Annotated in this window: 25 protein-coding genes; 11 read left to right on the top strand and 14 right to left on the bottom strand. The window is 55.6% G+C overall.

Annotation, left to right across the window (positions count from 1 at the left end):
- The first annotated feature begins 85 nt into the window (after positions 1-85).
- Positions 86-463, top strand: a complete 378-nt coding sequence (locus Poly59_RS22150; RefSeq protein ID WP_146536296.1) for a hypothetical protein — start codon at positions 86-88, stop codon at positions 461-463.
- Positions 464-492: 29 nt separating this feature from the next.
- Here Poly59_RS22150 and Poly59_RS22145 read toward each other — a convergent pair whose 3' ends face one another.
- Together Poly59_RS22145 and Poly59_RS22140 are read right to left on the bottom strand one after the other, a co-directional pair.
- Positions 493-864, bottom strand: a complete 372-nt coding sequence (locus Poly59_RS22145; RefSeq protein WP_146536295.1) for a VOC family protein — start codon at positions 862-864, stop codon at positions 493-495.
- Positions 861-1,280 carry a 6-pyruvoyl trahydropterin synthase family protein gene (locus Poly59_RS22140; protein ID WP_146536860.1) on the bottom strand — a complete coding sequence of 140 codons (420 nt, stop codon included), beginning with the start codon at positions 1,278-1,280 and terminating at the stop codon, positions 861-863. Before Poly59_RS22140 ends, Poly59_RS22145 begins: the two co-directional genes overlap by 4 nt.
- Before the next feature lie 220 nt (positions 1,281-1,500).
- Between Poly59_RS22140 and Poly59_RS22135 the strand changes: the two genes are divergently transcribed.
- From Poly59_RS22135 to Poly59_RS22125, 3 genes are all read left to right on the top strand, one after another.
- Positions 1,501-2,460 (top strand): SMP-30/gluconolactonase/LRE family protein, encoded by a 960-nt coding sequence (locus Poly59_RS22135; protein WP_146536294.1) that lies wholly within the window; start codon positions 1,501-1,503, stop codon positions 2,458-2,460.
- Positions 2,461-2,572: 112 nt separating this feature from the next.
- Complete coding sequence (locus tag Poly59_RS22130; RefSeq protein WP_146536293.1) at positions 2,573-3,664, top strand: glycosyltransferase family 2 protein; 1,092 nt, start codon at positions 2,573-2,575, stop codon at positions 3,662-3,664.
- A complete protein-coding gene (locus Poly59_RS22125; protein ID WP_146536292.1) occupies positions 3,661-5,298 on the top strand; it encodes an ArnT family glycosyltransferase in 1,638 nt (545 codons plus the stop codon). Before Poly59_RS22130 ends, Poly59_RS22125 begins: the two co-directional genes overlap by 4 nt.
- Positions 5,299-5,389: 91 nt before the next feature.
- On the opposite strand, the gene csrA is transcribed toward Poly59_RS22125, so the two are convergent.
- The 3 genes from csrA to Poly59_RS22110 all read right to left on the bottom strand — a co-directional run bounded on the left by csrA (position 5,390) and on the right by Poly59_RS22110 (position 8,495).
- Entirely contained in the window at positions 5,390-5,614 is a 225-nt protein-coding gene (gene csrA, locus Poly59_RS22120; protein ID WP_146453607.1) for a carbon storage regulator CsrA, read from the bottom strand.
- 361 nt (positions 5,615-5,975) lie between these two features.
- Positions 5,976-6,434, bottom strand: a complete 459-nt coding sequence (fliW, locus tag Poly59_RS22115) for a flagellar assembly protein FliW (protein ID WP_146536291.1) — start codon at positions 6,432-6,434, stop codon at positions 5,976-5,978.
- A gap of 105 nt (positions 6,435-6,539) precedes the next feature.
- Entirely contained in the window at positions 6,540-8,495 is a 1,956-nt protein-coding gene (locus Poly59_RS22110) for a flagellin N-terminal helical domain-containing protein (protein ID WP_146536290.1), read from the bottom strand.
- Positions 8,496-8,597: 102 nt separating this feature from the next.
- On the opposite strand from Poly59_RS22110, the gene Poly59_RS22105 reads away from it, so the two are divergent.
- A complete protein-coding gene (locus tag Poly59_RS22105; RefSeq protein ID WP_246151854.1) occupies positions 8,598-9,197 on the top strand; it encodes a tellurite resistance TerB family protein in 600 nt (199 codons plus the stop codon).
- A 33-nt stretch (positions 9,198-9,230) separates the two neighbouring features.
- Here Poly59_RS22105 and Poly59_RS22100 read toward each other — a convergent pair whose 3' ends face one another.
- The 5 genes from Poly59_RS22100 to Poly59_RS22080 all read right to left on the bottom strand — a co-directional run bounded on the left by Poly59_RS22100 (position 9,231) and on the right by Poly59_RS22080 (position 16,514).
- On the bottom strand, positions 9,231-10,259 hold the full coding sequence (locus tag Poly59_RS22100; protein WP_246151853.1) for a hypothetical protein: 1,029 nt from the start codon (positions 10,257-10,259) through the stop codon (positions 9,231-9,233).
- Between the two features lie 157 nt (positions 10,260-10,416).
- A complete protein-coding gene (locus Poly59_RS22095) occupies positions 10,417-11,379 on the bottom strand; it encodes an ABC transporter ATP-binding protein (RefSeq protein ID WP_246151927.1) in 963 nt (320 codons plus the stop codon).
- A gap of 32 nt (positions 11,380-11,411) precedes the next feature.
- Complete coding sequence (locus Poly59_RS22090) at positions 11,412-13,889, bottom strand: hypothetical protein (RefSeq protein WP_146536287.1); 2,478 nt, start codon at positions 13,887-13,889, stop codon at positions 11,412-11,414.
- Positions 13,886-14,212, bottom strand: a complete 327-nt coding sequence (locus Poly59_RS22085; RefSeq protein WP_146536286.1) for a hypothetical protein — start codon at positions 14,210-14,212, stop codon at positions 13,886-13,888. The genes Poly59_RS22090 and Poly59_RS22085 overlap by 4 nt, the downstream gene beginning before the upstream one ends.
- Positions 14,213-14,384: 172 nt before the next feature.
- Positions 14,385-16,514 carry a sulfatase-like hydrolase/transferase gene (locus Poly59_RS22080; RefSeq protein WP_146536285.1) on the bottom strand — a complete coding sequence of 710 codons (2,130 nt, stop codon included), beginning with the start codon at positions 16,512-16,514 and terminating at the stop codon, positions 14,385-14,387.
- Positions 16,515-16,762: 248 nt separating this feature from the next.
- Between Poly59_RS22080 and Poly59_RS22075 the strand changes: the two genes are divergently transcribed.
- The 3 genes from Poly59_RS22075 (at position 16,763) to Poly59_RS22065 (ending at position 20,192) form a co-directional block, all read left to right on the top strand.
- Positions 16,763-17,062, top strand: a complete 300-nt coding sequence (locus Poly59_RS22075) for an OadG family protein (protein WP_146536284.1) — start codon at positions 16,763-16,765, stop codon at positions 17,060-17,062.
- Positions 17,062-18,228: a sodium ion-translocating decarboxylase subunit beta gene (locus tag Poly59_RS22070; RefSeq protein WP_146536283.1), complete on the top strand. Its 1,167-nt coding sequence runs from the start codon at positions 17,062-17,064 to the stop codon at positions 18,226-18,228. Before Poly59_RS22075 ends, Poly59_RS22070 begins: the two co-directional genes overlap by 1 nt.
- 146 nt (positions 18,229-18,374) lie before the next feature.
- A complete protein-coding gene (locus tag Poly59_RS22065) occupies positions 18,375-20,192 on the top strand; it encodes a biotin/lipoyl-containing protein (protein ID WP_146536282.1) in 1,818 nt (605 codons plus the stop codon).
- Between the two features lie 67 nt (positions 20,193-20,259).
- Here the strand turns inward: Poly59_RS22065 and Poly59_RS22060 are convergent, their stop codons facing one another.
- Complete coding sequence (locus tag Poly59_RS22060; protein WP_246151852.1) at positions 20,260-21,900, bottom strand: endo-1,4-beta-xylanase; 1,641 nt, start codon at positions 21,898-21,900, stop codon at positions 20,260-20,262.
- Positions 21,901-21,995: 95 nt separating this feature from the next.
- On the opposite strand from Poly59_RS22060, the gene Poly59_RS22055 reads away from it, so the two are divergent.
- Positions 21,996-22,880, top strand: a complete 885-nt coding sequence (locus Poly59_RS22055) for a phosphoribosylaminoimidazolesuccinocarboxamide synthase (protein WP_146536281.1) — start codon at positions 21,996-21,998, stop codon at positions 22,878-22,880.
- Positions 22,881-23,222: 342 nt separating this feature from the next.
- Here the strand turns inward: Poly59_RS22055 and hemQ are convergent, their stop codons facing one another.
- From hemQ to Poly59_RS22040, 3 genes are all read right to left on the bottom strand, one after another.
- Positions 23,223-24,029, bottom strand: a complete 807-nt coding sequence (gene hemQ / locus Poly59_RS22050; RefSeq protein ID WP_146536857.1) for a hydrogen peroxide-dependent heme synthase — start codon at positions 24,027-24,029, stop codon at positions 23,223-23,225.
- 171 nt (positions 24,030-24,200) lie between these two features.
- Positions 24,201-24,614, bottom strand: coding sequence for a hypothetical protein (locus Poly59_RS22045; RefSeq protein WP_146536280.1), 414 nt, complete (start codon positions 24,612-24,614; stop codon positions 24,201-24,203).
- Positions 24,611-25,045, bottom strand: coding sequence for an acyl-CoA thioesterase (locus tag Poly59_RS22040; RefSeq protein WP_146536279.1), 435 nt, complete (start codon positions 25,043-25,045; stop codon positions 24,611-24,613). Before Poly59_RS22040 ends, Poly59_RS22045 begins: the two co-directional genes overlap by 4 nt.
- Positions 25,046-25,200: 155 nt before the next feature.
- Here Poly59_RS22040 and msrA point away from each other — a divergent pair, with 155 nt between their 5' ends.
- Positions 25,201-25,893: a peptide-methionine (S)-S-oxide reductase MsrA gene (gene msrA / locus Poly59_RS22035; RefSeq protein ID WP_146536278.1), complete on the top strand. Its 693-nt coding sequence runs from the start codon at positions 25,201-25,203 to the stop codon at positions 25,891-25,893.
- 22 nt (positions 25,894-25,915) lie between these two features.
- Positions 25,916-26,428: a hypothetical protein gene (locus Poly59_RS22030; RefSeq protein ID WP_146536277.1), complete on the top strand. Its 513-nt coding sequence runs from the start codon at positions 25,916-25,918 to the stop codon at positions 26,426-26,428.
- Positions 26,429-26,431: the final 3 nt, after the last annotated feature.

The following is a 26,431-nucleotide window of genomic DNA, read 5'->3' as shown; positions in this document are numbered from 1 at the left end:
TGGCGAAGCGGCCAATGGCGAGCTGCGGCGCCGATTTGATCACTACTGTTTTTCTTGTTTCCCCACCATTTGAAAGAGCATGTTGATGTCAAAAAAGTTCTGGACCCTGATGACCGTTGCTGGCATGTTGGCCACAACCACTGCGATGCCAAGCCGAGCCGAAGACGCCGATGACGCTGCGCCGAAGTACAAGACCAAAGAAATCATGAAGAAGGCGATGAAGGGACCGCTGCTGAAGAAGGTCGCCGGTGGCGAAGCTTCCGAAGAAGAGAAGAAGGAACTTCACGCGATGATGGTCGCGCTTGCGAAAAACACACCTGAAAAAGGCGAGAAAGAGAGCTGGGACAAACTGACCGCAGCTCTAGTCAAATCAAGCCAAGCTGTCATCGACGGCAAAGAAAACGCTGGCGAGCAACTGACCAAAGCCGCCAACTGCAAAGCTTGTCACACGCCACACAAGTAGGCGGCGAGTGGCGAGTAGCGGTTAATCTTCTAACCCGCCGGTGGCACGCAGAGTTCGATCCAGTGACCGTCCGGGTCCTGGACGAACGTTTGCAGGGCGCCATCTGGCCGCGTCTTGCGAGGCAAGCGTGTCGCACCTCGCTGGTCGAGGTGCGATTCCCATTGGTCCAGGTCATCAACGATCAATGCCAAGTGCCCGCCCCGGTGATGCGAGTGAACCGGTTGGTCTCGGTCGCCGATCAGGTGCAATTCCTGGTCAACGCCCAACCGGAACCAGGCGCCGGGAAAGTCGAATGCCGGCCGAGGCATGACAGGCAGGTTCAGCGTGTCTCGGTAAAATTCTGCACTTCGCGCGACATCTGCCACATGCAAAGCGACATGGTTGAGTTGGCAAACTTTCATCGGTCTGAATTTGTTACCTCGGCACAGGTTTCTTCGCTCTCCCACAATCGAACCTTGAACGCCGTCGCGCCGCTTCCCTCAAGCACTTGGGGACATACGACGTTCAGCAGATGCAACGCCATGTTTTCGGCTGTCGGGTTGCAGTCGAGTTCGTAAATTCGATGAGGCTTTGACGAACGGATCGCGGCCAAGCCGTTTTCGTCTTGGTCCCACAGGATGAACGCATGGTCCCAATTGTCATCCAACCAACCGTTGACCGAAACCTTCAACTGCTTGAAGTCCAGAATTCGGCCAACCGAGTCTTGTTCTTGGCCAGTGACGTAGATCTCGACCACATAGTTGTGGCCATGAAGGTTTTGGCATTTGCCTTCGTGGCCGACCAAACGGTGCCCGGCACAGAAACTGAACCGACGCATGATGGAAAGTGACGACATCGAGCAGCGAACCTAAATACAGGAGTGCGAAACGTGGACATCCGAAATTGAAACTTCCAACACTTGATCCGAACGAGTGATCGAACGAGAAATCGAGAGTGGAATCGTAAGGAACCGTATCATAGCGGCTACCTCTCGACTGCCTGACGTTCTAAAACTTTGGCTGATCCCTTTCAAGTTCCTCTCGCGAACCATCGATCTCATGACTGAAACACGCCAAGCCCGTTCCTTGCGGATTCCTGACTCCGACGCTCTAAGATTCTTGCCCGAGGGACCGATTGCGATGGGCGAGGGGCAATTCAGTTGGGTTGGAATTCAGCACGGCAGCGATTCCACCGTCGGCAGCATTAACATTTACGATGTGGGCGCAAAAAAGAACCAGTCGTTCCAGTTGCCCGGTCGCCCGGGATTCGCGTTCGAATGTCAAACCGCTGGCGCATTTGTCGTCGGTTGTGAACGAACGCTTGGGATTTTTCAAACCTACACCGGTCAGTGGCAACCGTTTTGCGAAGGCATCGACGCCGATGTTACCAACACGATTATCAATGACGGTTTGGTTTACGAAGACAATTTGATCTTTGGAACCAAAGACCTGGAATTTGCGACTAAAAAGGCCGGCCTGTATCTGTATCGCGGCAGTGACGAAAAGCTGATCCGGTTGCGTGATGACCAGATCTGCAGCAACGGCAAGGCGATCCTAAAAGGCGAAGACGGCAAGCTATCACTGCTGGATATCGACTCGCCCACTCGCAAAATTGTCCGTTACGATTTGGATATTGCCGCTGGTACGTTGGGCGACCCCACCACCGTGATCGATTTCGAAGGTGACCCGGCCGTTCCCGATGGCATGATCGTGACGCCCGACGGGACTGGCATCATCGTGGCAATGTTCCATCCTGGCGTTGCCCCGTTCGGTCAGACTCGGTTGTACGATCTGAATTCCGGCGAACTTCGTTGCACTTGGCAAACCCCCGGGTCGCCTCAGAACACCTGTCCTGCCCTGATGCCCTTCGAAGGCCAGTTGAAGTTGGTGATCACCACGGCAGTAGAAAATTTCTCGCCCGCCGATTGTGATGCGTGCCCCAATGCGGGCTACATCTTCATCGGAGACACCGACATCAAAGACCTTGGCCAGGAAGTCTCGCCGCTGTTTCCTCGCTAACCGTTTTTGGGGATTGGCGATTTTTTGATTCCTATTGCTGGTTGCAGTGAAGATTTGTTAACGACGCGGGTGCGAAAGCTTTTAGTTTCTCCCTCGCGCCCGAGCCTTGCGAATGTCGAACTCCGATCCGGGGTGCGTCGAACTGTCGATTGTCGTCCCGCTGTACAACGAATCCGAATCTGTTGGACCGTTGGTTGCGCAAATCGAATCGGCTCTTGTCGGCGTCCAGAATGCTGCTGAAAAGTCCGCTGGTGAACCGTACGCTGCTGAAACATGCGAGATCGTATTGGTCGATGATGGCAGCTTGGATGGGACTTACGCCGCCGCAGTGAAGGCGTGCCAGACGTCATCCATCCCCACAAACGTCATCTCATTGCGGCGAAATTTCGGTCAGACTGCCGCCATGCAAGCCGGCATTGACGCGTCACGCGGCCGATTTGTTGCCACAATCGACGGTGACCTGCAAAACGACCCCGCCGATATTCCTCGGATGGTTCGTCATCTGAAAGACAACGACTTGGATCTATTGTGCGGTCGTCGCGAGCGACGCCAGGACGCATTCATCCTTCGTAAGATTCCGTCTTGGATTGCCAACCGTTTGATCGGTCATGTGACCGGCGTCAAGATTCACGATTACGGATGCAGCCTCAAAGTCTATCGCGGCGAAGTCATTCGCGACGTCAAGCTTGTCGGCGAGATGCATCGGTTCATCCCCGCCTGGGTTGCCAAGATCACATCGCCGGATCGCATTGGTGAGATCGGCGTTCGACATCACGCACGTCAGTTCGGTCAATCAAAGTACGGCATCTCACGCACGTTTCGCGTCGTGTTGGACTTGTTGTCGGTGCTGTTTTTCATGCGTTACCGAGCGCGACCCGGCCACTTTTTCGGCTCGATTGGTTTGGTGCTGGCTGCGATCGGAACGGCGATGTTGTCGATCGTTGGATTTGCGAAGTTTGGCTTGGGCCAAGACATTGGCAACCGACCAATGTTGATCGTGGGTGCCTTTGCGTTATGCACGGCGGTGCAGTTGATTGCGATTGGCATCTTGGCCGAAATGGTGTCTCGGATCTACATGGAACTGCCGGGCCAAGGTAACTATGTGATTCATCAGTCTCAGCAAAGCGGTGCAGTCAGCCGTAACTCGTCGCCCAAAATTTTCACGTCAACCGACATTGATACGCCACGTAGAAACGCAGCATGAAACCATTGCGCTGGCTCGCCGAAAACGATATCCGTTTTCCGCTTGTATTGATCGTCTATTTTGCAATGCACGTGATCGTGCGCGGGATGTTGTCATCGTCGCTGACGTATGACGAGGCCGAACAGGTCTATTTGTCACAAGGCTGGCAGATCGGCTACAACGGTCAACCGCCGCTGTACACGTGGCTGCAAATCCCATTGCTGACGATCGTCGGAAAAGCTTCGTTCGCGCTGCCGCTGTTGAAAAACTTTTTTCTGCTTCTGACTTACGTTTGCGTTTACTTTTCCATCGCTCGCGCCACAGCGAATCGGTTCGCCGGTATTGTCGCGTCCGCTGCAATGTTGACGATGCCGCAGATCGCTTGGGAAAGTCATCGCGATCTCTCGCACACGGTTGCCGCACTGTTTGCCGCGTCATGGTTGATGTTGGCGATCGTCAACGTTTACAAACGGCCAACGCTGGCGAACTACGCCGTGATCGGATTGGCAACCGCGGCAGGATTGTTGTTTAAGTACAACTTTGCCATCGTTTTGGTTGCTTTCATTGCTGCTGCACTGTCGATCGAAGACTTTCGCAAACGCATTCTCGATCCGCGAATTCTGTTCAGCATCGTGATCGCGGCGGTTTTGGTTGGTCCCCATTTTTGGTGGGCAATCCAGAACTTGGATACGGCATCGTCGAAAGCACTGACCCAATTGTTGCCTCGCGAAGCAATGACGCTGGGTGACCGTGTCAGCACCGGATTGATACGACTGGCCGGTTCGACCTTTTCGTGTTGCAGCGTGACGATCGCGGTCTTTGCAATTGCGTTTCGTGATCATTGGTTGAAGTGGGTGTGGAAGCCGGCATCGACCACTAAACCAAACGCCTTGGTGTCCAAAGAATTGTTGGCCACTACGAAACTCGTCGAGCGGTCGATGATCGGTATCGCTGCGGTTCTGTTGATGTTGGTGATGTCGGGTAACGCCGTTGAAACAAAAAACCACTGGCTGCAACCGTTTTTATTCTTGTTGCCAGCCTACCTGGTGCTGCGATTGACACCGTTTGGTGATACGCGAATTGGCGATTCAAACCGTAGTGTCGTTTCGCAGATCGGTGGTGCGAGGATTCTGACCACGGCTGGGATTTTTGCGGCGTCGGTCTTGACCGTTCTGGTCGGACGCACGATGTCAGCGTCGGTGCGTGGCGACTATTCGTGGTTGAACATGCCATTTGATCGTGTGGCAGACCAGGTTGCGGCGCTTCCGGATGCACCGCAGTTGATTGTGGCGACGAACGTGCGGTTTGCGGGCAACTTAAAAGCCCACGTCGGCAACACGCCCGTGGCTACCATCGCCGATCTGAAAACGGATTCACGGCTACAAGAAGCCGTAGAATCTGGAATCGTGCTGTTGATCTTTGAGTCTGCGGATTACACCGCAGACGCCCGCTTGCAAATCGGGCACGCACCGATGGAATTGCAATCTTACGAAACGAGATTGCCGTATCGATACGGAAAAGAAAGCGACGGACATTCCTTTCGATTCTGTCAGTTTCGCAAATCCCACAAAGTGGCGATGGTTGCGGATGCCAACGAATCGCGGCCGCCCCAAGTTGTGGGACCGACGCGAAGTTCTGTCCACCTAAAACGATAGCGAAAGTCGCAGAGGCTTTTAGTTGCTGGCGGCGCAACAAAAGATTGCCTGCGAGTTTCGCTATGCGTAACGTCTGGAACCGTCGTGAACGTTAGTTCTTTGGCGGTTGAACGTCCTTTGTGGCGCCGGTGCCAGTTTGAGTGGCCCGGCGGTTTTCACGCTGGATCGCGTCATACACTTCTTGACGGTGTACGGGGATCGATTGTGGTGCTTCGATACCGAGACGAACTTTGTCGCCTCGAATGTCAACGATGGTCACCACGACATCGTCGCCAATCATGATGCTTTCGTCGCGGTGCCTGGAAAGGACGAGCATGTTGTCCTCGTGGTGATCTATGTGGGGATGGGGTCTAGTTCGGGAAGCGGACAATCGCCCCGAGAATGATGGTTGTTTTCGACCGCAGGCTCGCATCCGCTTTAGAGGCAAGAGCAGCAACGTCTCGACAAGGGATTCATCGACCACCTACTGTGCTAAATTGAACCACGCGTGCCAAAGTCCGCTGGTGTCGGTCGTGCGGACTAGCCTACGTTCCAATTAGTCGCACGCCGCGACCTCAGATGGGGTTCAGCGGACTAGACGGGAACGTGGGGATCGTACGGAAGCAATTTCAGATTGTCACTCTCCCGCGAGCGGGAGAGTGAGTGTATCCGTGTGTTTGCCGCAGTTCACTGTGAACTTACGCTGCCCGCAGGACTTCGGCCATCGATGCTGCGGCTTGGCTTGCCAGCGGCAGTGGGCGTTGGATCGGTTGATCGTCGCTGGTGATGACCTGGCAACCGAGTCGACGGCTAAGGTTCAAGAGCAACGGTGACCGTAAGTTGGTGGTTAATTTACCGACGTGTCCCGAGACGGTCGTCATTACGTACATCTCGGCTCCGGGTTGCATATGCAAGCATGCAAGTTCGCGGCGAGTGACGTGAACGCGGTAGTCTTCGAAGAACGCTCGCGGGCTGACCAGTGCAATGGCTCGGTCGCCGCGCGACGCACTTTGCAACCACGCCACGGACTCGTTCTGAGGATCAGGCAGTAACGCCCACTGACGAAGGGTTTCCATGCCAATTAATCCCTGCGGAAACAGGAACAGTTGATTCGCGTTGAGTCGCAATGTGCCGAAACGCTGCGTGTCGATCCGCATGGTCTTTTCCCAATCGTCTGTTAACGGACTCGCTCGAAAAACCGAAGTGATGACACTTCAGTACTTCTTTCATCGGCGGGTTGGGACGCAGAATCGACAAAATCGTTACAAGTAGTTCAGGACCGTCATTTGAGACGCTTGTCCGATGACTCGCATCGACGCTTCGAGGGCAATTTGGCGTTGGCTCAGGTCGCTGATCACGGTGGTTAGGTCGGCATCGACCTCGTCCGACAACTGGCTTTTCAATTGGATGACCCGCTGTTCGGACGCAGCTTTGAGCGAATCTAGGTTTTGCGTCCAAACGCCAACCTTGCCTCGCGTGCGGCTGGCACGGTCCAAATCGACGTCCAATTTTGCCTGCAATCGCTCGATTTCCTCACCATCGCCACTCGCCACGGCGTCCCGCATTCGCAGAAGGGTGTCCAGCGTTCCGCCGGCGTCGCGCGTGGCATAGTCGGTGCCAATGATTGTGTCGACCGAGCCAACCACGCCACCGGAATTGGTGTGCTGGCCATCCGGAATCAGTCCCAACCGATTGCCCACATTGGACACGCCGGACTGAGTCACGGTCAGCGTCCCGGCCCCCGGTGGCGCCTTCAATTGCAGCCCATTGCCGACATCGTTCAAGCTAACCAAAACCCGCCGAGTGTCCTGGTTTTGCGGGTGATTGCGGATCAAGTCGATGATGTCATTGATCGTTTCGGCACCATCAACGTCAATGGCGATGTCGCGTCCGTCCGGCCGAGTGATGGTCAGGTCGGTTCCGCCGGTGTTCGTGGTCAGACCACGGTTGCGTCCCAGTGTCGACAAGTTGGTGTCGGCATCGGCTGAGCGAATGCCAAGTGCCGCTGCGGCGTTGCCACCGTTCTCGCCAATTGAGTAGTCTACGCCGCTGCGCAGCGATCGCAGCACGATCCGGCCGCCCGATTCGTCCAGTTCGGCTTTCACGTCAGCGTCGCTGCGATTGATCGCAATCACCACATCGCTGAGGTCTTCGGCGCCGTCGAAGGTGATGTCATAGACTTGATCGCCCTGTTCAATCCGGATTCCGCCCGTCAAGTTAACGCCGGCGCCGGCGGCCAAGTCTTCAAGTTTGGTCGCGTGGGTGACGCGAGGTGAAAGGCGGTCGCCAATGACCGGTGGTGCGATGATCCCGCCCGGATTCAGAATCGATAGTTCTTCCGCCATGGTGCTGCCGATGCCATCGTCGATCGCCAGGTTACCTGCTAATCCGTCGAGGTACTCGATGCGAATTCCGTCGTCGGTGATGGTGGCAACAATTGGCCGGCCTTCCAATTTCACATCGGAAATCAGGTCGGCAACGTCACCAATGGTCGAGGCTGATCGCATGTCGAGATCAACGAAGTTACCGCCGCCTGACAATCGAATTTGGCCGGGCGTCACGCCAAGTCCTTTTCGCAGGTCGACGAGCCGAGTTTCACGGTCCAGTGACGCGTTGAGCGATTTGCCTTCGACGATGATCGAATTGGCACCTAACGAGTCTGCTGCATTGACGTTGATGTCGACGGGGCGACCGGCACCGATCTCGGTTCGCCCGACGGCCGTCTTGCCGCTGAAGACAATGTCGTTACCGTCAAAGTTGAACGAATTACCGGGATTCAGGAATCCTCCCAGTAGTTCGTGATCGCGAAACATTGAGTTACCGGCGGCAAAGACGGCACTGATTGACTGATCGAGAGTGGCGGCGAGCGCAGCTCGTTCGTCGTCCGAGATCACGTTTTGAGCACCTTGAACGGCGACGCCGCGAGCTTGGATCAGTGCGTCGTCGATGCGAGCAAGTGCGTCGTCCGCGGCGGAGTAAAAACTGGCCGTACTATTGGCGTTACGAACTAATTGGTTGTCTTGGTCAATACCACGGTGCAACGTAATGGCGCGGTTCGCCGCCGCCGGGTCGTCGCCAAGTCGAAGCACCCGTTGGCCGGTACTTAGCTGGTCGTATTGCCGCTGGATCGCCAGTTGATCGTTATTCAATTGGAACAACAATCGCTGAGTTGTCAGTGGCGTGCTGGTACGCGTCGTCGAGATTGGCAGAAGTGGCATATCGAGTTAATCGACGCTCACCATCCTGGATATTCATAAAAACTGGGTCTGCCACGACGTGACGGACCCACTTATCATGGATGCATGATTTTGATTGGCACCATGAACCTGACTCGGACTCGCGAGCGGGGTAACTTTTACTGTCCGGGATGCCGAGTCCCCCAGACCCATCGGCTGCGAGCTCGCCGCCCGTGGTTGACGTTGTATTTCATCCCCACCATTCCGATCGGCAACGCAGAAGTCTTCGTCCAATGCGACCAGTGCAAGCAGACCTGGGACCCGACGGTGCTGGACATGGACCAAGAAACACATGAGGCTGCCGAGGCAGTCAAATTCTTGGACGAAGCGCTGCGGGCGGCCATTCTGGTCACGCTGGTCGATGGTACGATCAGCGAACCCGAGATTCAGTCGCTGATTGAGATTGCTTCGTACATGCAAGATCGAGACGTCGATCGCGACGAAATCGGGCATCTCTGCAGTATCGCTCAGCAAAACAAGATCGAAGCCGTCAACTACGTTCTAACGGTCTCAATCCGGTGGAACCAAAAACAGAAACGGCAGGCATTGCAAGCGATGTTCTTGGCCGCCACGGCCGAAGGCGAAATGACCGACAAGAAGGTCAAAACGCTCGCAAAAATGCAAGAGCTGCTGGGCATGACGGACGCCGAATACCAAGACGCCATCGAGGCCGCGCTCGGCTAACTTCAACTAGCCGATCTAAAATCGCTGGCTCGTTTAACGCTGTGAACGGGTGTTTCGGGTCGCCATTTGTCCTTGCGGACGCAGCACGTACACCTTGGGATCGTCCACGATGAACGCCGTGCTCCAACGCCGTCCGTCGTCCGCACTGCACACGTTATAAAAGAACGTGCGGAACCGTTCGCACCGGTAATCGTACGGATATTGGCTGGTGATGTAGTCCTCTTCGGTCAACTCATCCACGCCGGGTGACGCGTAGTAGTGGACCATTCCGTCTGGCGTCACGCTGATGCCCATCGTCCACCAGCCGGTGGTGGTGATTTGAGGACCGCGGAAATCGCCGCCTCGCGAATTGCTGCGAATTCGCAGGTACGCAAAGTCCGAGTCCTTGCCCGAATCGCTTTTGCTTTCGAACTCGACGAACATCCCAGGCCAATAGACCTCGTTGCCCATTTCTTCCTTGGTTCGTTTGAAGATTCCGAAGCCAACTTCCTTATCGACCATCGCGGTCGTTTCCAGGGCCAAACGGAAGCCAAAGTGAGGTCCGCTGCGGTTTTCCCAGGTATCGACGGCTGGCAAATAGACGCGAGTTGTCACGTTCGGTGCTTCGGAAACGCTCAGCGTCCGTTTCAGTTTGTACTGGACGTTGGCGATGAAGTCGTCTTGGTGCATCGTGTTGGACGGCTGGCCGGGAATGCCGGTCTGCATGCTCTTTAGCAACAGTGCACCGGTGCTGCCGGGCAATCCGCCGCTCGGTGTGGCGACGCGTTTGACGATGTCGGGGTGGCCGCGTTTGATGCCCTCGTACCATCGACCGTTCGTACTGCGCCCCATCGGGGCACGTTGGTTTTCGTCGATGTCCTCGGTGCTCTTTGGATCGCGTGGGATATAGTCCCAGCTTGGATCCTCGAAGTCGTCAGCCACCCCCACGATCTCGCTACCGGTGCCGGGAACCACCGGGCGAGCACCGCGAGGAATCTGTTGAGCCTGTGCGCTTGAGAGTGCTGCCGTGCCGAATGCCAGCATGGCGGCCGCGGTTAGAATCCGAGTGATCGGTAAGCGCATGGTTCAATCCGTCGTTCGCGTTTGCAATCTTAGAGCTATGCTAAGAGAGCAATCGAATTGCCCTCCGACCGGAATAATCGGCACAATCGACGCGACCGCTCCAGCCAAAAATGGTGACAAATTGGCTGGCGTGCTAAAAGCGAAGCGAAACTGAACATTACTGCACGAGACCTTCGGTGACCTGCAGGAACACGTCTTCCAAACTTTTCTTGTGCGATTCGACTTCCGCGACCGCGTAGCCGTCATTCACTAAGTGGGCGACCAAGCCGGCTTGAGCGTCGATGTTGCCGGCGAACTCGAATTTCAGCAACTCGCCATCAACAACCAGATTCGACACCGTCTCGATCGAGCGGAGGCTCTCGCCCGCCGCCTCGGTGTTTTGCAGAACTCGGATCTTCAACTCGCGATGCGTTTCGCGTTGATGTTGGATCTGTTCGACGCTGCCTGTCGCCAACAATTTGCCTTGTTCGATGATACCGACGCTGTCACACATTTCGGCCAACTCGGTCAAAATATGGCTGCTGATCAGTACCGTCTTTCCGCGGTCTGCGAGCTCGCGAATCATCTTTCGCAATTGAATCCGCGCACGCGGATCGAGTCCCGCCGCCGGTTCGTCCAAGATCATGACGGCCGGGTCGTGAATCAGTGCTCGGCCCAAACACACTCGCTGTTTCATTCCTTTGCTCAGGCCGCGGATCGGCTTTTCTGCCATGCCTTCGGTGCCCGTAAAGTTCAGCACCCAATCGAGTCGCTTGGTGCGCTCGCGACCGACAAGCCCGTACGCGCGAGCAAAAAAGTCCAGATACTCTTTGCAGTTCACGTCGCGGTACGTACCAAACGAGTCCGGCATGAATCCCAAGCGGCGGCGGACCAGTTCCGGATCGTTGACGACCGAAAAACCATCGACGAAAGCGTCGCCATAGCTCGGCAAATCCAAGGTTGCCAAGATCCGCATCGACGTTGTTTTTCCAGCTCCGTTGGGACCGATGTAACCGAACACATGCCCGCGCCGGACAGTGAACGAAATGTCGGTGACCGCTTTGGTTTTGCCAAAGAACCGGTGCAGACGGCGCAGTTCGATGCAGTCGTCATCCGCACCGTGGACCGCCGGTACATTCATTCGGGGGACTGCTAAATCGTTGGGAATCGAGTTCATGGGGCCGAGTCCAATGCTTTCGATGCGGAACTTGTTTCTGGTTTGGGAAGCGTCCCGTACAAATACCGAACGCTGTCGATCACCTCAGCCGTTTCGACCGCCATCACGTCCGAGCTGGGAGTTGCTGTCGCGATGAAGTAACCATTAGGAAGTTCGCCGTTGGATTGTAATTGTTGCTGCAAAATCTGTTCGAACGTGCCTTCGCTGAACAGGTTGATGCCAGAGATTCCTTCAGCCGTTTCGTTGATCAAGTCGTACGCTTGATTCGAATAGTTTCGGTTTGATCGCCCGGATGAATTGGCACGACCAATTGCTGAGACCGGCCTGAAATCGTTGTACATTTTGCCAATCATTTTCGGCAGCGTTGTTGTCTTAACCTCCGTCACCGTGGACGAACCGTTGGCTGCCAAATCGTCGGTCGTCCAGTAATCACCATCGTGGTCTCGCAGCACGATCGAGAGCAGCGGAAACGCCAGCGTGCTCTCGACCTTGGCCAGTTCGGTATCAGTGGCCGGCACTAGGTTGACTCGTCCGATGCCACGCCGCGGCAGATGGACAACGAACTGACGCTGAGTCCGTGAGGGCAAAAATGACGAGTCAAATCGTTGTGATTGATCGTCAATGGTGATGTTGCCCATGATCGCGGGCTGTTTGAAATAGTGCTCTTGCCAGGATTCGTCGCCGCCTTCGGGATACTGCATCACCTCGGCCTCGGCCGGAAACTTGATCCCGCCGCTCGGTCGCACGCCGGCAAAGTAAGTGGCTCGGTACCGTTCGCCGGCATCGCCCGACGTTCCGTCGATGAACGTCAACTGGCGAATCCGCGTCATCGTTCCGAAACCGTCCGACACGATGCCGTAGGTAAACATTGCGATCGTCGTCAACATCGCCAATGCCGGCGCGATCCCGAACATCAAATAGCTGCGACCGGCCTTCGATGTCTTTCGATACGCGATCGGGCCGACCAGAATCACGAACCCGACCAGCAATCCCATGAACGTGTAAACCGGTGGCTGGGCAACGCCGGGAATCAACCAGCGGTCGAATCGTCGATCACCAAGCATCGGGTCAACGCCCCGACGCAGCATCGGCGAAATACGAAACACAAACAGCGAACGCACCGCACTCCAAGCAATCGAATTCAGACGATCGTCTGGGGATGCAGTGATCCCAATCACCATGCCAGCGCCAACCGGCTGAGCAAAGAGGTCTGGATTCGTCCCTGAAATTCTTGGCGACTTAATGTCGATGTGTTGATCGACCAATTTCTTCATCGCGGTGCGATCAAGTTGGGCGTCCTTGATGTCGGTGGGAAAGTAATAGTCTTGGCCCCTGAAACTGAACATGCTGTTCGGGATCATCCCCATCCCCATGCCCATCCCCATACCCATGCTGGTTGGATCGTTAACGATTTGGCCAGACTCGGGGGATGATGCAGTGGGTTTGGATTTTAGAGTTTTGATGTAGGCGTCAATTGCCAAGATCGACAAACGATTCTCGTTCAGCAGTTGTTTGTTTTCTGCGATCCCACTTTCAACGTAGCGGGCAACTTGCTTCTTGGTTTCCTCGTCCGCCGTCCACGCCGTATCGATCAACTTCATCGTTTCGGTTGGCGTCGTCGCTTCGTAAATGACAATCGTTCCGCCTACCAACAGCCAGTCCCGCAACGCAGCAAAGGCGTCTGCGTTCTTTCGCAATTTCTCTAGCGATTGCGGCCCAATCACAACCGCGTCGTGCTGGTTGTAGGCACGCCAGTCGGTCGGTAATTCCGATTGGCCGATCGCGGAAAACCAGTTTTGGTCGATCATCTCCTTCCAGAACTGGGGGTTCGCTTCTTGGCTCGGGAACCCGTTGGCTTCCCACAATAAGAAATTGTTACTGTTGGTCACGACTGGACGAATGTCAGGCATCGTGGCCGGATCGACGGTGGCCTGATCGCTGATGAAGATCCAATTGAGTTGTTGTTCGCCGAGGTCCAATTGCTTGAACCGATATCCGTTGGGTGGCAAGGGCTTGCCCACAATCGCTTCATAATCAGGTAACGCGCGGCCGTCCTCGATGATCGATATTTTTGCCGAATAACCGGCTGCCCACTTGGGCAAGTAGCGTTTGAACAGGGCAACCTTGTTGCCCTGCTGAGCCGTAATGGGCAAGTCGATCGAGAACCCGTTTCGTGGTGGCGCTTGGCCCGTTTTTTCGGTGACGACGCGGAGGATGAAATTGCGATCTGCCGAGAACGTGTTGAAACTGCGCAGGGCAATTTCAAACGGCACATAACCTGCGCCTTGGACTTCGCCAATGACAATGTCGCACCGGAAACCAGCGCCCTTGCCGCCCGCATTGGGCAACGAGATCGTCGGTAGCTGGCTGCCTACGACAGTGTCCGCGGCGGACGCATCAGCGGTGGTTGCGATGACGCCAAACGTCAACGCAATCAACGTCGAGAATACCAACACGATTAAGCGACGATTCACGATCGATTCTCCCGCGGCGGCAGAATTTGCGGCGGCAACTGGTCCGCCGAAAACGGGCTGCCTTGCAACGTGTCGTCTTTCGGTTGATACCACAGCGATGAAATGCACCACGAAATCAAAAACAGGATCGCAAACATGGCAAAGCAGGCGACGATGAAACCCAACGCCATCATCACCGCCATCGCGACCGCCGCACCGCTGCCGGCCGCTTTTGCGATTGCCGCAAGCACCGCACCCAGCGTCATCAACCCAAACATCCACCGAAACGAAACTCGCGGCAGCATCCGGCTTTGCTGGACCGGTTCAAATGAAGGCGTCTTCACAGGCGGGCTCGGTGTAAAAGAAAAGAACTGACAAGCCGGTTTAGCTTATGCCAAACTGAAGCGTCGTTGTCGCTGTGTCACCCGCCAACGCCTGTTTTTTATGCCAGTTTCAATTATTTTATTGCCCGGTTAGCCACGGGCAAAGAAATCTTGCTGAGATTTCGGCAGACCCTTAATCCTGCGTCGGCTGAAACAGCATGCTCGATCGCAACTTTTGGCGGTCGATCGCTGGTCCTTCGACGGCTAACTCCGGTGCAACGGTTGACCCTTTCCAGTACAACCGAAACGGGTGTTTTCCAGCGGCCAGCATCACAGTTCCCGTTCTTGGATTACTGCCAGCTTCGAATCCAGCGTCGATCACGGTTGCATCGTGGATCCGCAGGACGGCCGTCGCGTTATCCGGAACCGCGAACGTGTATCGTCCGTTGGCGGGGATGTCGATTATCCCACTGACGAGTAACGATTTCGAGACGCTCGTTTTCGGGCACGACTCGACCGTTTTGGCTTCGCCACTCTCGTCCGCAACGAGGTCGTCAAGTCGACCTAGCCAGGGTGTGTCGTTGGCGTAGGTCTGCCACTTGACGCCTGCCGCTGAATCGGAGTCCCCGATTCCGGGAATCAGCTCGTCATCGTATGGCCGCGGCGCCGATTTGTCGGGGTAACGCATCCGCAACACTTTGTCGTGCATTTGCCGCTGAACGTCCGGGAACCGTGCGGCTAGGTTCTTCATCTGTTGGGGATCGTCATCGACGTTGTAAATCTCGAACGGATCGTTGTGCGATTTCACGTTGTATCGAACTCCGACCAGGTCACCGATTTGAATCGCTTGCATTTGTTTGCGAACTTGGCCGCGACGAGACTTTTTGAACTCCGGATAATCCGGCGTCTTTTGTCCGTTGAAATACTCGACGTAAATCTGCGATGGCGTCTGTTCGCCTTTTCCCGTTAGCGTCGGAACCAACGAAGTTCCGTCGCATCGAGCCGGTGCAGCGACGCCAGCAAGTTCCGTGAAGGTAGGCATCCAGTCGTGGAATTGGCTTGGCGATTGGCTGATCCGATTGCCTGCCACGCCGCCGGGCCAGCGGGCAATTGCTCCGACACGAATGCCGCCTTCCCAAAGATCGCGTTTGATACCGTCAAAGGGGCCGAACGAATTGAAAAAATCGGGTTCATACTTCTCTGGTAAATAAGATTCCCGACTTGGGCCGTTGTCGGTCGTGAATACGACCAGCGTATTGTCGTCGATCGCCAAGTCGGCCAGCAAATTCAACAGGTCGCCAACACAGTCATCGATGCGGCGGACATCGGTGGCGTATCGTTTCTGAACATCGGGCCAAGCTTGTTCGGCAGTGCTTGGATCTTGATCATGGTCCCAGGTCTGGTCCGCATAGTCCGGGTGCATGTACGAATCTGGTTTGCCGCCGGCCGTGTTGATCATCTGGCCCGGCGTCCCGGTCCACTGGATACCGCCATCGAGTCCACCGTCCGCCGGATACGGTGCGGACGGCAACTGCAAGACGGCGTGCGGAGTATCAAAGGCGAGGTACAGAAAGAAGGGTTGGTCGGGACTCGCCGAGTGGTGATCGACGATCCATTTCTTGGATCGCGCGGTGAACAAGTCAGCCGTGTAGCAGCCGGCTAATTCGTCGGCGACTTCTTCGTCATTCGCCCAGATTTGTTTGCCATCTTCCTTGGGATAGTGGGCGTGACCGTCGCGGTGACGGACGTAGCCAAAGTAGTCATCGAAACCGCGATTCGTGGGATAGCCGGGCCACGACTTGGGACTGCCTTCATCTTTCGGTTTGGATTGTTTAGCTTGCTTGTTCGGCGTCTTTTCGCTGGCCGCCGAGTTGCCTTGCAGTCCCCACTTACCGACGGCAGCGGTGTGATAGCCCGCACCCTGCATCACGGTGCCGAGCGTGTGATTGTTGGCCAATTCTTTGTCGAATTGGTTGTCGCGAATGTTGCTGTGCCCTTGGTGAACACCCAACATCAGCGACGCACGCGATGGAGCGCAGACTGGCGCTGGGCAATAGTGGTGCGGCAGTTGAATGCCTTGGGCCGCCATCAAATCCATCTGCGGCGTCAAATGCCAAGGCTCAGCACGGTTGGCGTTTTGACGTCTTAGATTTTGGAAAAAGACACCGTAATCGCCAAACCCAAGATCGTCACAGAGGATAAAGATCACGTTCGGCTTCCTCGTTTCATCAGCATTGGCTGGGCTGGGGCCGAACATGGGTGTAGAAATCGACATGCCAACGAGGAACATCAGAGCGATCGATAGCGCGCGTGGCTGCAACATGTTTTTGGGTTTTAAAACGTGAACTGAAAACTTGACGGCTGAGAAATTGAGTGCACCGCGCGTCACGCGGTTTCCTCCTACGTTAACTGAAAACCGTGGACCGCAAACGCTGAATGTTCGAACAAAAAATCGGGACCATTTGAGGAGTCCCTGGGGATGTTCCAGCCGTGGTGTTGGTATACATTCCTCCCTCCCATGGCTTTTTTTGTGAGTCAAGCCGCCTTTCGTACGCTTGGGTAGATAGAGGCATGCCGAATTTCGTTCTGGTCGCCGAGTCGGTTTACGACCAAGGTTTTGCGATCGCAGTCGCTGGGCTGGCGATCGTGTTCTTTGCCCTTTTCGTGCTGACCCTGTTCATCTCGGCGATGCCGTGGCTAACCTCGATTCTAGACCGTTATTTCCCGGCTCATGATCATTCGCGATCGCCGTCGGTGCACCCGGAAAGCCAAGTTCCCGATGACGGACCCGTTTTGGCCGCGATCGGGTTTGTGTTGCATCACGAGTACGAAAAAAACATTCGCGAATCCAAGAACAAGACGTCGAGCTGATGGACATTCTGATCGAGTTCTTGAAAACGACCGGCTTCGCGTCGATGACGCTTGGCAACGCGATCATGATTTTGATCGGCATCGGCTTCGTCACCCTGGCGATCCGCAAGGACTACGAGCCGCTGTTGTTGGTGCCGATTGGGATGGGAGCGATCGTGGGCAACATTCCGATGATCGAAGGCATGTCGCTTAGCGTGTATGACGAAGCGAGATGGATCCTAGAAGGCAATGAAGTCAAATACGTGCCAGGCAGTGTGCTTAGCTATCTGTACTTTGGCGTGAAGCAGGGGCTTTATCCGCCGCTTATCTTCTTGGGTATCGGTGCGATGACCGATTTTTCGACCATGTTGTCGAATCCAAAGTTGGTGTTATTGGGCGCGGCGGCTCAGATCGGAGTGTTTCTGACTTTTTTTGGCGCGCTGTTTTTGGACTTCACCGTTCAAGAGGCCGGCGCGATTGGCATCATCGGTGGTGCCGACGGACCGACCGCGATTTTCTTGTCGTCGATCTTGGCGCCGCATTTATTGGGCGCGATTGCGATCGCCGCTTATTCGTACATGGCCTTGGTGCCGGTGATTCAGCCGCCGATCATGAAGCTGTTGACGACTCGCAAAGAACGTTTGATTCGAATGGCGCCGCCACGTCAAGTATCGCGGCGCGAACGAATGCTGTTCCCTGTCGTTGCGTTTTTGATCACGACCTTGATCGCGCCCGGTGCGATCGTTTTGCTTGGGATGCTGTTCTTCGGCAACTTGCTAAAAGAAAGCACGGTTACCGAACGATTGGCGAACACGGCTCGAACCGCGCTGATCGACATCATCACAATCTTGTTGGGCTTTACCGTCGGCGCCAGTACTCAGGCGGATACGTTTCTGAATCCTCAGTCGCTGTTGATCTTTGGACTTGGTGCTGCATCGTTCGCTGTTGCGACCGCGGGCGGCGTGTTGTTCGCGAAGTTCATGAACCTGTTTTTGACTGACAAAATCAATCCGCTGATCGGTGCCGCCGGCGTCTCGGCGGTCCCCGACTCTGCTCGCGTGGTCCACATGGTCGGCCAAAAAGAAGATCCGCAAAACTTTTTGCTGATGCACGCGATGGCCCCTAATGTTGCCGGCGTCGTCGGTAGTGCGATCGCGGCCGGTGTGCTGTGGTCGGTCCTGAAATAGATGTTGAAACTTGTTCGCTTAAACCTTGTATGGAAATGAGTTCGGAATTTCACCCTCCCGCGGGGCGGGCGGGTGATTTTGTGCTTGTGAATGCCGGAGTTGTTTTCAATCAAATCCTTAAACCCAATCGCTCAAGCCGACTCTCCATGAAAAAGATTCGCTTCATGTGCACCGCGTTTCGTGACGGATTTCAATCCGTTTACGGTGCCCGCGTGTTTACGAAAGACTTTCTGCCGGCGGTCGAAGCTGCTCGGGATGCGGGGATCGACTGGCTAGAAGCCGGCGGTGGTGCTCGGTTTCAATCGTTGTATTTCTATTGCAACGAAGACGCGTTCGACATGATGGACGCGTTTCGAGCAACCGCAGGGCCAGATGCAAACTTGCAAACGCTCGCTCGCGGCGTCAACGTTGTCGGTTTGGATTCACAGTCCAGCGATATCGTCAAACTGCATGCCGATCTGTTCAAGAAACACGGCATGACGACGATCCGCAACTTCGATGCGCTCAATGACGTCAACAACTTGGTCTACAGCGGTCAGTGCATCGTTGACGCTGGATTGAAGCACCAGGTTTGCGTGACGTTGATGGAGTTGCCGCCGGGATGTACCGGCGCTCATGACGCAGCGTTCTATGCAAGCACGTTGCAGCAGATTTTGGACGCAGAGATTCCGTTCGATGCAGTCTGTTTCAAAGATGCTTCGGGAACGGCGGTGCCATCGAAGGTTTACGAAACAATCCGTGCCGCGCGCAAAATGTTGCCGGCCGGAACCTTCATTCACTTTCACACTCACGAGACCGCCGGCGTGTCCGTGCTGGCCAACAAGGCCGCAATCGATGCCGGCGCCGACGCGATCGATTTGTCGATGGCGCCGTGCAGCGGCGGAACTTGCCAGCCGGACATTTTGGTGATGTGGCATGCGCTGCGAGGAACCGAGTACGAGTTGGACATTGATGTCGAAAAGGTTCGCGAGGCCGAAGAGGTCTTCAAGGATTGCATGAAAGATTATTTCCTTCCGCCCGAAGCGACGGCGGTCGAGCCGTTGATCCCATGGAGTCCGATGCCGGGTGGCGCGTTGACGGCCAACACGCAAATGTTGCGTGATAATGGGATCATGGAAAAATATCCCGAGATCATTTTGGCGATGGGCGACGTCGTTCGCAAAGGCGGTTACGGAACGTCGGTCACGCCCGTGTCGCAGTTCTATTTTCAGCAGGCGTTCAACAATGTCATGTTTGGCCCTTGGAAGAAGATCGCCGAACCGTACGGAAAAATGGTGCTCGGCTATTTTGGAAAAACGCCCGTCCCCCCGGACGCCGACGTCATCGAGTTGGCGAAGAGCCAGCTGAAATTGGAACCCACCGATCGTCCGGTGCTCGAACTCAATGATGCTGACCCAACCAAGGGAATTGAAGCGACGAAGAAAGTCTTGAAAGCCGAAGGTTTGCCGACCACTGACGAGAACATCTTCATCGCGGCGGCGTGCAAAGAGAAAGGCATCAAGTTCTTGAAGGGTGAAGCTGAAATCGGAGTCCGCAAGATCGACAAGTCGGTTGAAAAAGAAGCAGCCAGCGCGGCCGAGTCTGCTCGTTCGGCTGATACTCCGGCTGAATACACTGTGACCGTCAACGGCAAAGAAGTGTTCATGGCGTTCGAGGGAAACACGGCAACGGTCGATGGCAAGGTCTATCGAGTCGAAATGCGGCCACGTTCGAGCGGCAGTGCGTCGCCGGCCTCAGAAACGCCGAGCGCCAAAATCGACGTTACCGCTCAGATGCCTGGCGCGGTCTTCAAGCTGGTCGCCAATGTCGGAGACCAGGTGCGAGACGGCGACACGATTCTGATTTTGGAAGCGATGAAAATGGAGATCGAAATCGCTTCACCAGCCGATGGAATGATCGACGAAATCTGTGTCAAAGTCGGCGATCAAGTCGCAGGCGGTCAGTTACTGGCACGCCTGAAATAGCCCGTCACCGTTCGGGATCACCAGGAATCAAAATGTCGAGTTCGTGAAACAGGCGGCCCTTCGAGGGCTACGCCAGGAATTCTTTCCGCAGACGCTTCAAGTACTCAAGCAACGGTCGCGGATGTCCGTTAGCGTCAATCAGGCCCGAGTGGCTGTTAACGTGCGGCTGCGCGTCGCTCCATCCGTCCCAAACGATTCCGTGGACAATGTGCTTCGCTAACAGAGTGCGCACCATTGGACCCGCGATTCGCAGTTGTTCCGCCGCTGGGTCCGCGATCTGCGAGTCATACGTGATCACTTCCGACGGTGCTTGTGCTTTCGCATCAGGTCCAACGCCACCGGGCACCGTGATTTGAACCAGCATTGGCATGCCTAGCGTTGCCCAGCGATCGATCATGCCACCAAAGTCGACTGCGGATCGCGGCAAGGTCGCACCGGTTTTGTAATTCACACGGAACTCCAACCCGATCCCAGCCATCTGCAAACCTGTTCGCGCCAGTGCATCGGCAAAGTGCAGCGGCGAGATCGCATCACGGCTCTTGCCCATGTGTTCGCCGAACGGTTGATCGAAAGACATGATGGCGGGAGTGTTCGGATCGGTGCGGCGAACGGTGGCAAGAATTTCAAGTGCCAATCGCATCGCCTGTTCGTCGTCGAGTTTTAACGGACCAGCCGTATTGAGTCCGCAGGCGCAATTCCATAACTGGACCGAACCACGAAAATGACTGACCGTTTTTTCGACGTAGGAAGTGGCCGCCTGCAAGAACGATTCGAAGTTGTCTTCTAGCAAGTACAGCCAGTGTGGCATCAGTCGTTCGCGAAAATCGATCAACGGTCCGCCGATGACGCGGATGCCTTTGCTGGCCAGAAACTGAATCGATGTTTCGGCGGCTTCGAAATCGAACCGACCTGAATCCGTTTCGATATCAGCCCAACTCAACCGGACTGCTGCCGCGTTGAACGTCTCAACAAACTCGGTCGCTTCATCGCCCGTCGTCGGCGAAGGTGCGATCACGGTACCGGCCAAAAGCGTGCCGATTTGAGGTTCACGTTGTTTGCGAAATGCAATCGACTGAACCGCGTACGATTCGCCGAGTTCAGCGATTGCTGATTCCAGCAACTCGATCGCTCGCTTCGCTGCGGTCGCGCTTCGCGGCGGATCGGCTCGACGACCTGCTGATTCTAGAAATGCTTCGGTGCCCTCGGCCAACAACTTCGTGAACTGAGCCGACAGAGTTAGCCCGGCTCGTTGCCAGTTGTCCGATTGGACGCGAGCCCGATAGCAGCTTCCTCGGGCCAGTTCCAATAGCAGCATGTAGGCTTCGTCTTCGAGCGGTTTCAGGCTGCAGGTGCTGAGTGTTCGATAGCCTATTCCGGGGATCAAGCATGCCAAAAACAGTTTGCCTGAACTGTCGATGCCGGGCCGCGTGATCGTCAATCGGTTGCCGTCGAATTGGCTGCGAGACTGGAATGGAACGCCTTCGATTCCGCAAATGTACGCATCATTCCACAGCGACTTTTCGACGAAGTCGCGAGCCGAGTCGGGCACGTCGTAGTAAAACTGCCCCATGCCGGCTTGCCGAAGGAGTGTGGAAGGGGAAAAAGGGACCGGTAACATAATCGCTGGCCCCGTGATTTGCGACTGGACGCTTGCTGTGATCGGCGCGGTTTGCCACATTGGCACACACTTGGGCTGGACAATCCGCATGGGCGTGACGATCCGAATAGCCTCTAGTTCCAATCACAGCTCTGACCACAAATCAGATTGTAATCAGGCTGAACCACTGACCCCCCGCGACGACGATGCTTTACGAATTTGATGATGCCGGCGCCCTGCTGAAAACCGATTTGCCGTTCCCTCGTCGCACGGGCAAAGTCCGTGACGTTTACGACCTAGGCGAATCGTTGTTGATTGTCAGCACCGATCGAATCAGTGCATTCGACTATATCCTGCCCAGCGGCATCCCCGACAAAGGCCGGATTCTGACCAAGACCAGCAAGTTCTGGTTCGATCGGTTGGGGGTCCGTCACCACCTGATTTCCACGGACGTGCCCGAATCGTTAGCGAAGCAGTTTGATACGGCACCGTTGGTGGGGCGAGTGATGGTGACGGAAAAGGCGTCCGTGATACCGTTTGAATGTGTCGTTCGCGGCTACTTGGAAGGCAGCGGTCTACAAGAGTACAAACAAACCGGTGAAGTCTGTGGCAACAAGTTGCCAGCTGGTTTGGTTCAGTGTGCCGCTCTGCCAACACCGATTTTTACGCCCGCCACCAAGGCCGACGAAGGCCACGACGAAAACGTCTCCATCGATCGCATGATCGCCGATCTAGGCAGCGAACTAGCGACGGACCTTCGCGATAAGAGTCTGCACATTTATAAAACGGCGTCGGCCTATGCCAGCCAACAAGGCATCATCATCGCTGACACAAAGTTCGAGTTCGGCATGGTCGGCAAAGAGGTGGTACTGATCGACGAAGTGCTAACGCCGGATAGCAGCCGGTTCTGGGCGGCGGATGTTTACCAGCCCGGCCAGGCTCAGCCGTCGTTCGACAAGCAGTTCGTTCGCGAATGGTTGTCGACGTGCGGATGGGACAAGCAATCGGATCCGCCAAGTCTACCGCCAGAAATCATCGCCAAGACAAAAGCCAAATACGAAGAAGCCTACCGCCGTCTGACCGGCAAGTAGGCGAACGCTTTGCGACGAAAGCTTAGGCATTCGCAAGCACAAAAATAAACCTCTCGCTCGGAGGTCTCGCATTTTTTAAGCCGTTATTTCACAAACGTTTTCTCCACTCTCCCTCTGGGAGAGCCGAGAGCCGAGCGTCCGCGAGGACAGGGCCAGTGCTGGAATCGTCCCCTCGCTGACGCATAGGTCTTCCTTGAAAACGAGGGTGAAGCAAAACGGCATGACGTCCCAGAGGCAGTGTCGTATGCAAAACCCTCTCCGGCCGCTACCGCGTCCGACTCTCTCAAAGGGAGAGTTATTCCCGGGACGTATTCCCGTACGATCGCTTGGCGTGGTTGAGTGCTAAACCAGTTTGCAGTGCTGCAGAATTTCGGCAGCCGTGGCTCGATAGCCGACGTAGAACGGGCCGAACTCGCCGTACTTTGCGCTCGCTTCGTCGAAACGCATCTTGTAGACGATCTCTTTAAGGTACTCCGGATTGCGACCCCACAGCGTCACCATCCATTCCCAATCGTCTAGCCCGACGCCGACCGATATCAGTTGGCTGACCTTGCCGGCGAAAGCCATGCCGCTTTGCGCATGTTCGGCCATCATCGCGTTACGGTGACTAAAGGCTTCGGTGAACCAGTTCGCGCCGACCACTCGGCTCTTGTTCATCGGATAGAAGCATGCCGATGGCCACTCCGGAATATCTGGGCGCAAACGTTGCTCATTCATCATCGGCAACCGTCGCTCGTACGCCGATACTTTTGCAGCGACCGTTGGCGAGTCCGCGTCTTCACCGCCCGCGACCAAGCGACGCTTGAATTCTTCGATCGTCGGCACGTACTCGCTCACTTCACTCATCGAAACGAACGACCATTCCGGTTCGACGAATCGGCCGATTCCTGGCGCCATGATCGACTGATGAATCGCGTCGACTTTGGCCGGATCGGGATCCATCACGACGACGCCAAAGTCAGCGCGATGCCCGCTGGTCCAGTACGACGCCAATCGCTGTGGCATGTCGGCTTCGCCAGGGTGAATGGCGTCTTGAAATTGTTGCTGGATCGCAGGTGACATCGGCCCGTCCATTGTCTCGCGACGAAACCGATAAAAGAAGTGACCAACGTGCCAGCCGTTTGAAGGAATCGTTGATGGTTCCGGCAGCGGTTCGGAACCGGGGCGGCCCGTCGATGCAGGACGGCCGCCGGATGCGGGATGGCCAGAGGATTCAGGACGGCCGGAGGCGGCAGGAGCGTTCATGGCAGATTGGACTTCGACAGGATGGACGTGGCGCGTTCGAGACCGAAATCGCGATCGCAGTGACAAGCCGATATCCTATCGACTTCCCCGAACGAACCAAGCCATCAGCAATCCGCCGCCGATGGTCGACAACGATTCGCCGAGTACCCACCATGTCGGCAATCCTGCCATCGAGTTGACAATCCACTGGCCGGTACCGAACGCCACGGTGCAAAACGTCAGGACTCGGACCAGTTCAAAATAGCGATCCAAGTCCCGTGCGATCAACAAAAACATGACTCCCACGAATCCGTACATCAGCGACAGGTTGCGAGCCAAATAAAACGTCAGCGGCGAGTCGGGAAACGGATCGATGCCAAGCTCCCCGGCAATTTCGATCATCCATTTCTCGGGCATCACGGCGGCACCGAATGCAAACAGGCCTGAAACACCGACCAGTCGCAACAACCATTTCAAACGGTTCCGATTGCGTACTTGAATTTCGTTCATTCCCAAGGCATTCCCGGCGAATTCTCGCAAATTTCCATATGTTTGGTCGCCTCGGTTGGGATCGCGACCACCTTGTGCACTCGCAAATCGACGTAAACCCAGCGTGTTGAAACTCGAGCCAACATTTTCCGATCCGCCGGACGCGTGATCGCGTATTGTCGTCGAGACGAAATTCGGTCGATCTGGCTGACCCAAGTACGCACGACCACGTCATCGCCCGCCACAGCCGCAGCCTTGTAAGTCACGTCGTGGTGACGGACGACCCACCCGAATCCAGCCGCTAATGCCGATTTGCTGTCAAATCCAATCGCCGCCGTATGAGCACTCGCCGCCCACAGCGACCACTGCAAATAACGCAAGTTATGGACATGCGCCTGAGCATCGATTTCCTCGGCGGTAACGGTGTGGTAATAGTCATAGAATGGTGTCATTCGGCCTATGATAGCGAAAGCCTGTGACTGTGAAACCGAACGACATTCCGAGATGAGCTTGCGGTTTCCCCTGCCCGTTGGCTTAGAATGCACTAGCAAAAACGCCGTTCCCCCCGCCAAGTTCCCGCCCCGACGTTCCCCCCATTGGTGACGAGATGTTGAACTTCCTGAACTACCTCCGGTCAAATTCCGGACTAAAAAGCAATAGCACTCGACGACCTGTTACGGCAATCATTGCTGTCGTTGCACTCTTTTACGGTGTCGTCCACGCCTATCCCGATGGCGAGAACGCGTCGGAACCGGGGGATTCCAAAGAAGCAGTAGCGACGTTGGCCGGTGGTTGCTTCTGGTGCACCGAAGCCGTGTTTGAACGGATGGAAGGCGTCAACGACGTTGTCTCGGGCTATCTGGGCGGAAAGAGCGCCAATCCGAACTACGATCAAGTTTGCACGGGGCGGACCGGTCACGCCGAAGCGGTCGAGATCCACTACGATCCGGCCAAGGTCAAATACGAAGATCTGTTGCAAGTCTTTTTCAAGACGCACGACCCAACCACGCTGAATCGTCAGGGCGCTGATCGCGGCACTCAGTACCGAAGCGCCATCTTTGTTCACAACGCGGAACAAAAACGGATCGCGGAAGCCTACATCGAGCAACTCGATGCATCGGAGCAATTGTCGGGGCCTATCGTCACGACAATCGAAGAAGCGACCAAGTTCTATGTGGCCGAAGAGTACCACCAGGACTATTTTCGTTTAAATCCCAACGCAGGCTACTGTCAAAATGTGGTGCGGGCAAAGGTCGAAAAGTTCGACCATGAATTTGCGGACAAACGCAAAGTCAAATAGGTAGCGTCACGAAGGCGAAGCGATGAATCGTAAGAAGCTGTTGCGTTGGACGTTGGTCGTCGCGATGATCGAGTGCCTGTCCGCTTCGTCGGCAGATGCACAAGTGATCCAGCTTCCTTCTTTCCACACGTTTTCCTATTCCGGCAGCGTCCTGGTGCCTGACTCGGGATCGGCCTCCTTGGGCGGTGTCCGTCGTTCGGTATCCAATCGCAGTGGTCGCAACTTCACCGGCGCTTCGTCGCATGCGGGTGCCGCAGTCCACGTGACGATCATCGATCACCAAGCGATCGACCGAGCTATCCTTGGTCAGTCGCGTTTTGATGATCAAAAATCCGCCGACTCGCAGAACTCGCTGTCACACAAAGACGCGACCGCCGAAGGAAAGTCGCTGGTCCGTCACGCTCGTTCGATGTATCGGTCGGGCAACGCTGCGGCGGCTCGGATGAGCTACCAGATGGCGATTCAGTTATTGGACGGTCGTCTCAAACAACTCGCTAAGTCAGAATACGAACGAGTGCTTCCGTCGCCACACTGATCG

The sequence above is a fragment of the Rubripirellula reticaptiva genome, from assembly GCF_007860175.1.
GTDB classification, from domain to species: domain Bacteria; phylum Planctomycetota; class Planctomycetia; order Pirellulales; family Pirellulaceae; genus Rubripirellula; species Rubripirellula reticaptiva.
Note: the sequence above shows the minus strand (reverse complement) of the source record. Positions and strands in the feature narration are given on the sequence as shown.

Coding starts and splice junctions, on each gene's coding strand:
- Poly59_RS22125 (WP_146536292.1), top strand. CDS start 3,661: ATGAAACCATTGCGCTGGCTCGCCGAAAACGATATCCGTTTTCCGCTT.
- Poly59_RS22150 (WP_146536296.1), top strand. CDS start 86: ATGTCAAAAAAGTTCTGGACCCTGATGACCGTTGCTGGCATGTTGGCC.
- Poly59_RS22145 (WP_146536295.1), bottom strand. CDS start 864: ATGAAAGTTTGCCAACTCAACCATGTCGCTTTGCATGTGGCAGATGTC.
- csrA (WP_146453607.1), bottom strand. CDS start 5,614: ATGCTCGTCCTTTCCAGGCACCGCGACGAAAGCATCATGATTGGCGAC.
- Poly59_RS22140 (WP_146536860.1), bottom strand. CDS start 1,280: ATGCGTCGGTTCAGTTTCTGTGCCGGGCACCGTTTGGTCGGCCACGAA.
- Poly59_RS22030 (WP_146536277.1), top strand. CDS start 25,916: ATGAATCGTAAGAAGCTGTTGCGTTGGACGTTGGTCGTCGCGATGATC.
- Poly59_RS22065 (WP_146536282.1), top strand. CDS start 18,375: ATGAAAAAGATTCGCTTCATGTGCACCGCGTTTCGTGACGGATTTCAA.
- Poly59_RS22080 (WP_146536285.1), bottom strand. CDS start 16,514: ATGTTGCAGCCACGCGCGCTATCGATCGCTCTGATGTTCCTCGTTGGC.
- Poly59_RS22095 (WP_246151927.1), bottom strand. CDS start 11,379: ATGAATGTACCGGCGGTCCACGGTGCGGATGACGACTGCATCGAACTG.
- Poly59_RS22110 (WP_146536290.1), bottom strand. CDS start 8,495: ATGCCACTTCTGCCAATCTCGACGACGCGTACCAGCACGCCACTGACA.
- Poly59_RS22060 (WP_246151852.1), bottom strand. CDS start 21,900: ATGCGGATTGTCCAGCCCAAGTGTGTGCCAATGTGGCAAACCGCGCCG.
- Poly59_RS22135 (WP_146536294.1), top strand. CDS start 1,501: ATGACTGAAACACGCCAAGCCCGTTCCTTGCGGATTCCTGACTCCGAC.
- Poly59_RS22070 (WP_146536283.1), top strand. CDS start 17,062: ATGGACATTCTGATCGAGTTCTTGAAAACGACCGGCTTCGCGTCGATG.
- fliW (WP_146536291.1), bottom strand. CDS start 6,434: ATGCGGATCGACACGCAGCGTTTCGGCACATTGCGACTCAACGCGAAT.
- Poly59_RS22075 (WP_146536284.1), top strand. CDS start 16,763: ATGCCGAATTTCGTTCTGGTCGCCGAGTCGGTTTACGACCAAGGTTTT.
- Poly59_RS22100 (WP_246151853.1), bottom strand. CDS start 10,259: ATGCGCTTACCGATCACTCGGATTCTAACCGCGGCCGCCATGCTGGCA.
- Poly59_RS22105 (WP_246151854.1), top strand. CDS start 8,598: ATGAACCTGACTCGGACTCGCGAGCGGGGTAACTTTTACTGTCCGGGA.
- Poly59_RS22055 (WP_146536281.1), top strand. CDS start 21,996: ATGCTTTACGAATTTGATGATGCCGGCGCCCTGCTGAAAACCGATTTG.
- msrA (WP_146536278.1), top strand. CDS start 25,201: ATGTTGAACTTCCTGAACTACCTCCGGTCAAATTCCGGACTAAAAAGC.
- Poly59_RS22130 (WP_146536293.1), top strand. CDS start 2,573: ATGTCGAACTCCGATCCGGGGTGCGTCGAACTGTCGATTGTCGTCCCG.
- Poly59_RS22045 (WP_146536280.1), bottom strand. CDS start 24,614: ATGAACGAAATTCAAGTACGCAATCGGAACCGTTTGAAATGGTTGTTG.
- Poly59_RS22040 (WP_146536279.1), bottom strand. CDS start 25,045: ATGACACCATTCTATGACTATTACCACACCGTTACCGCCGAGGAAATC.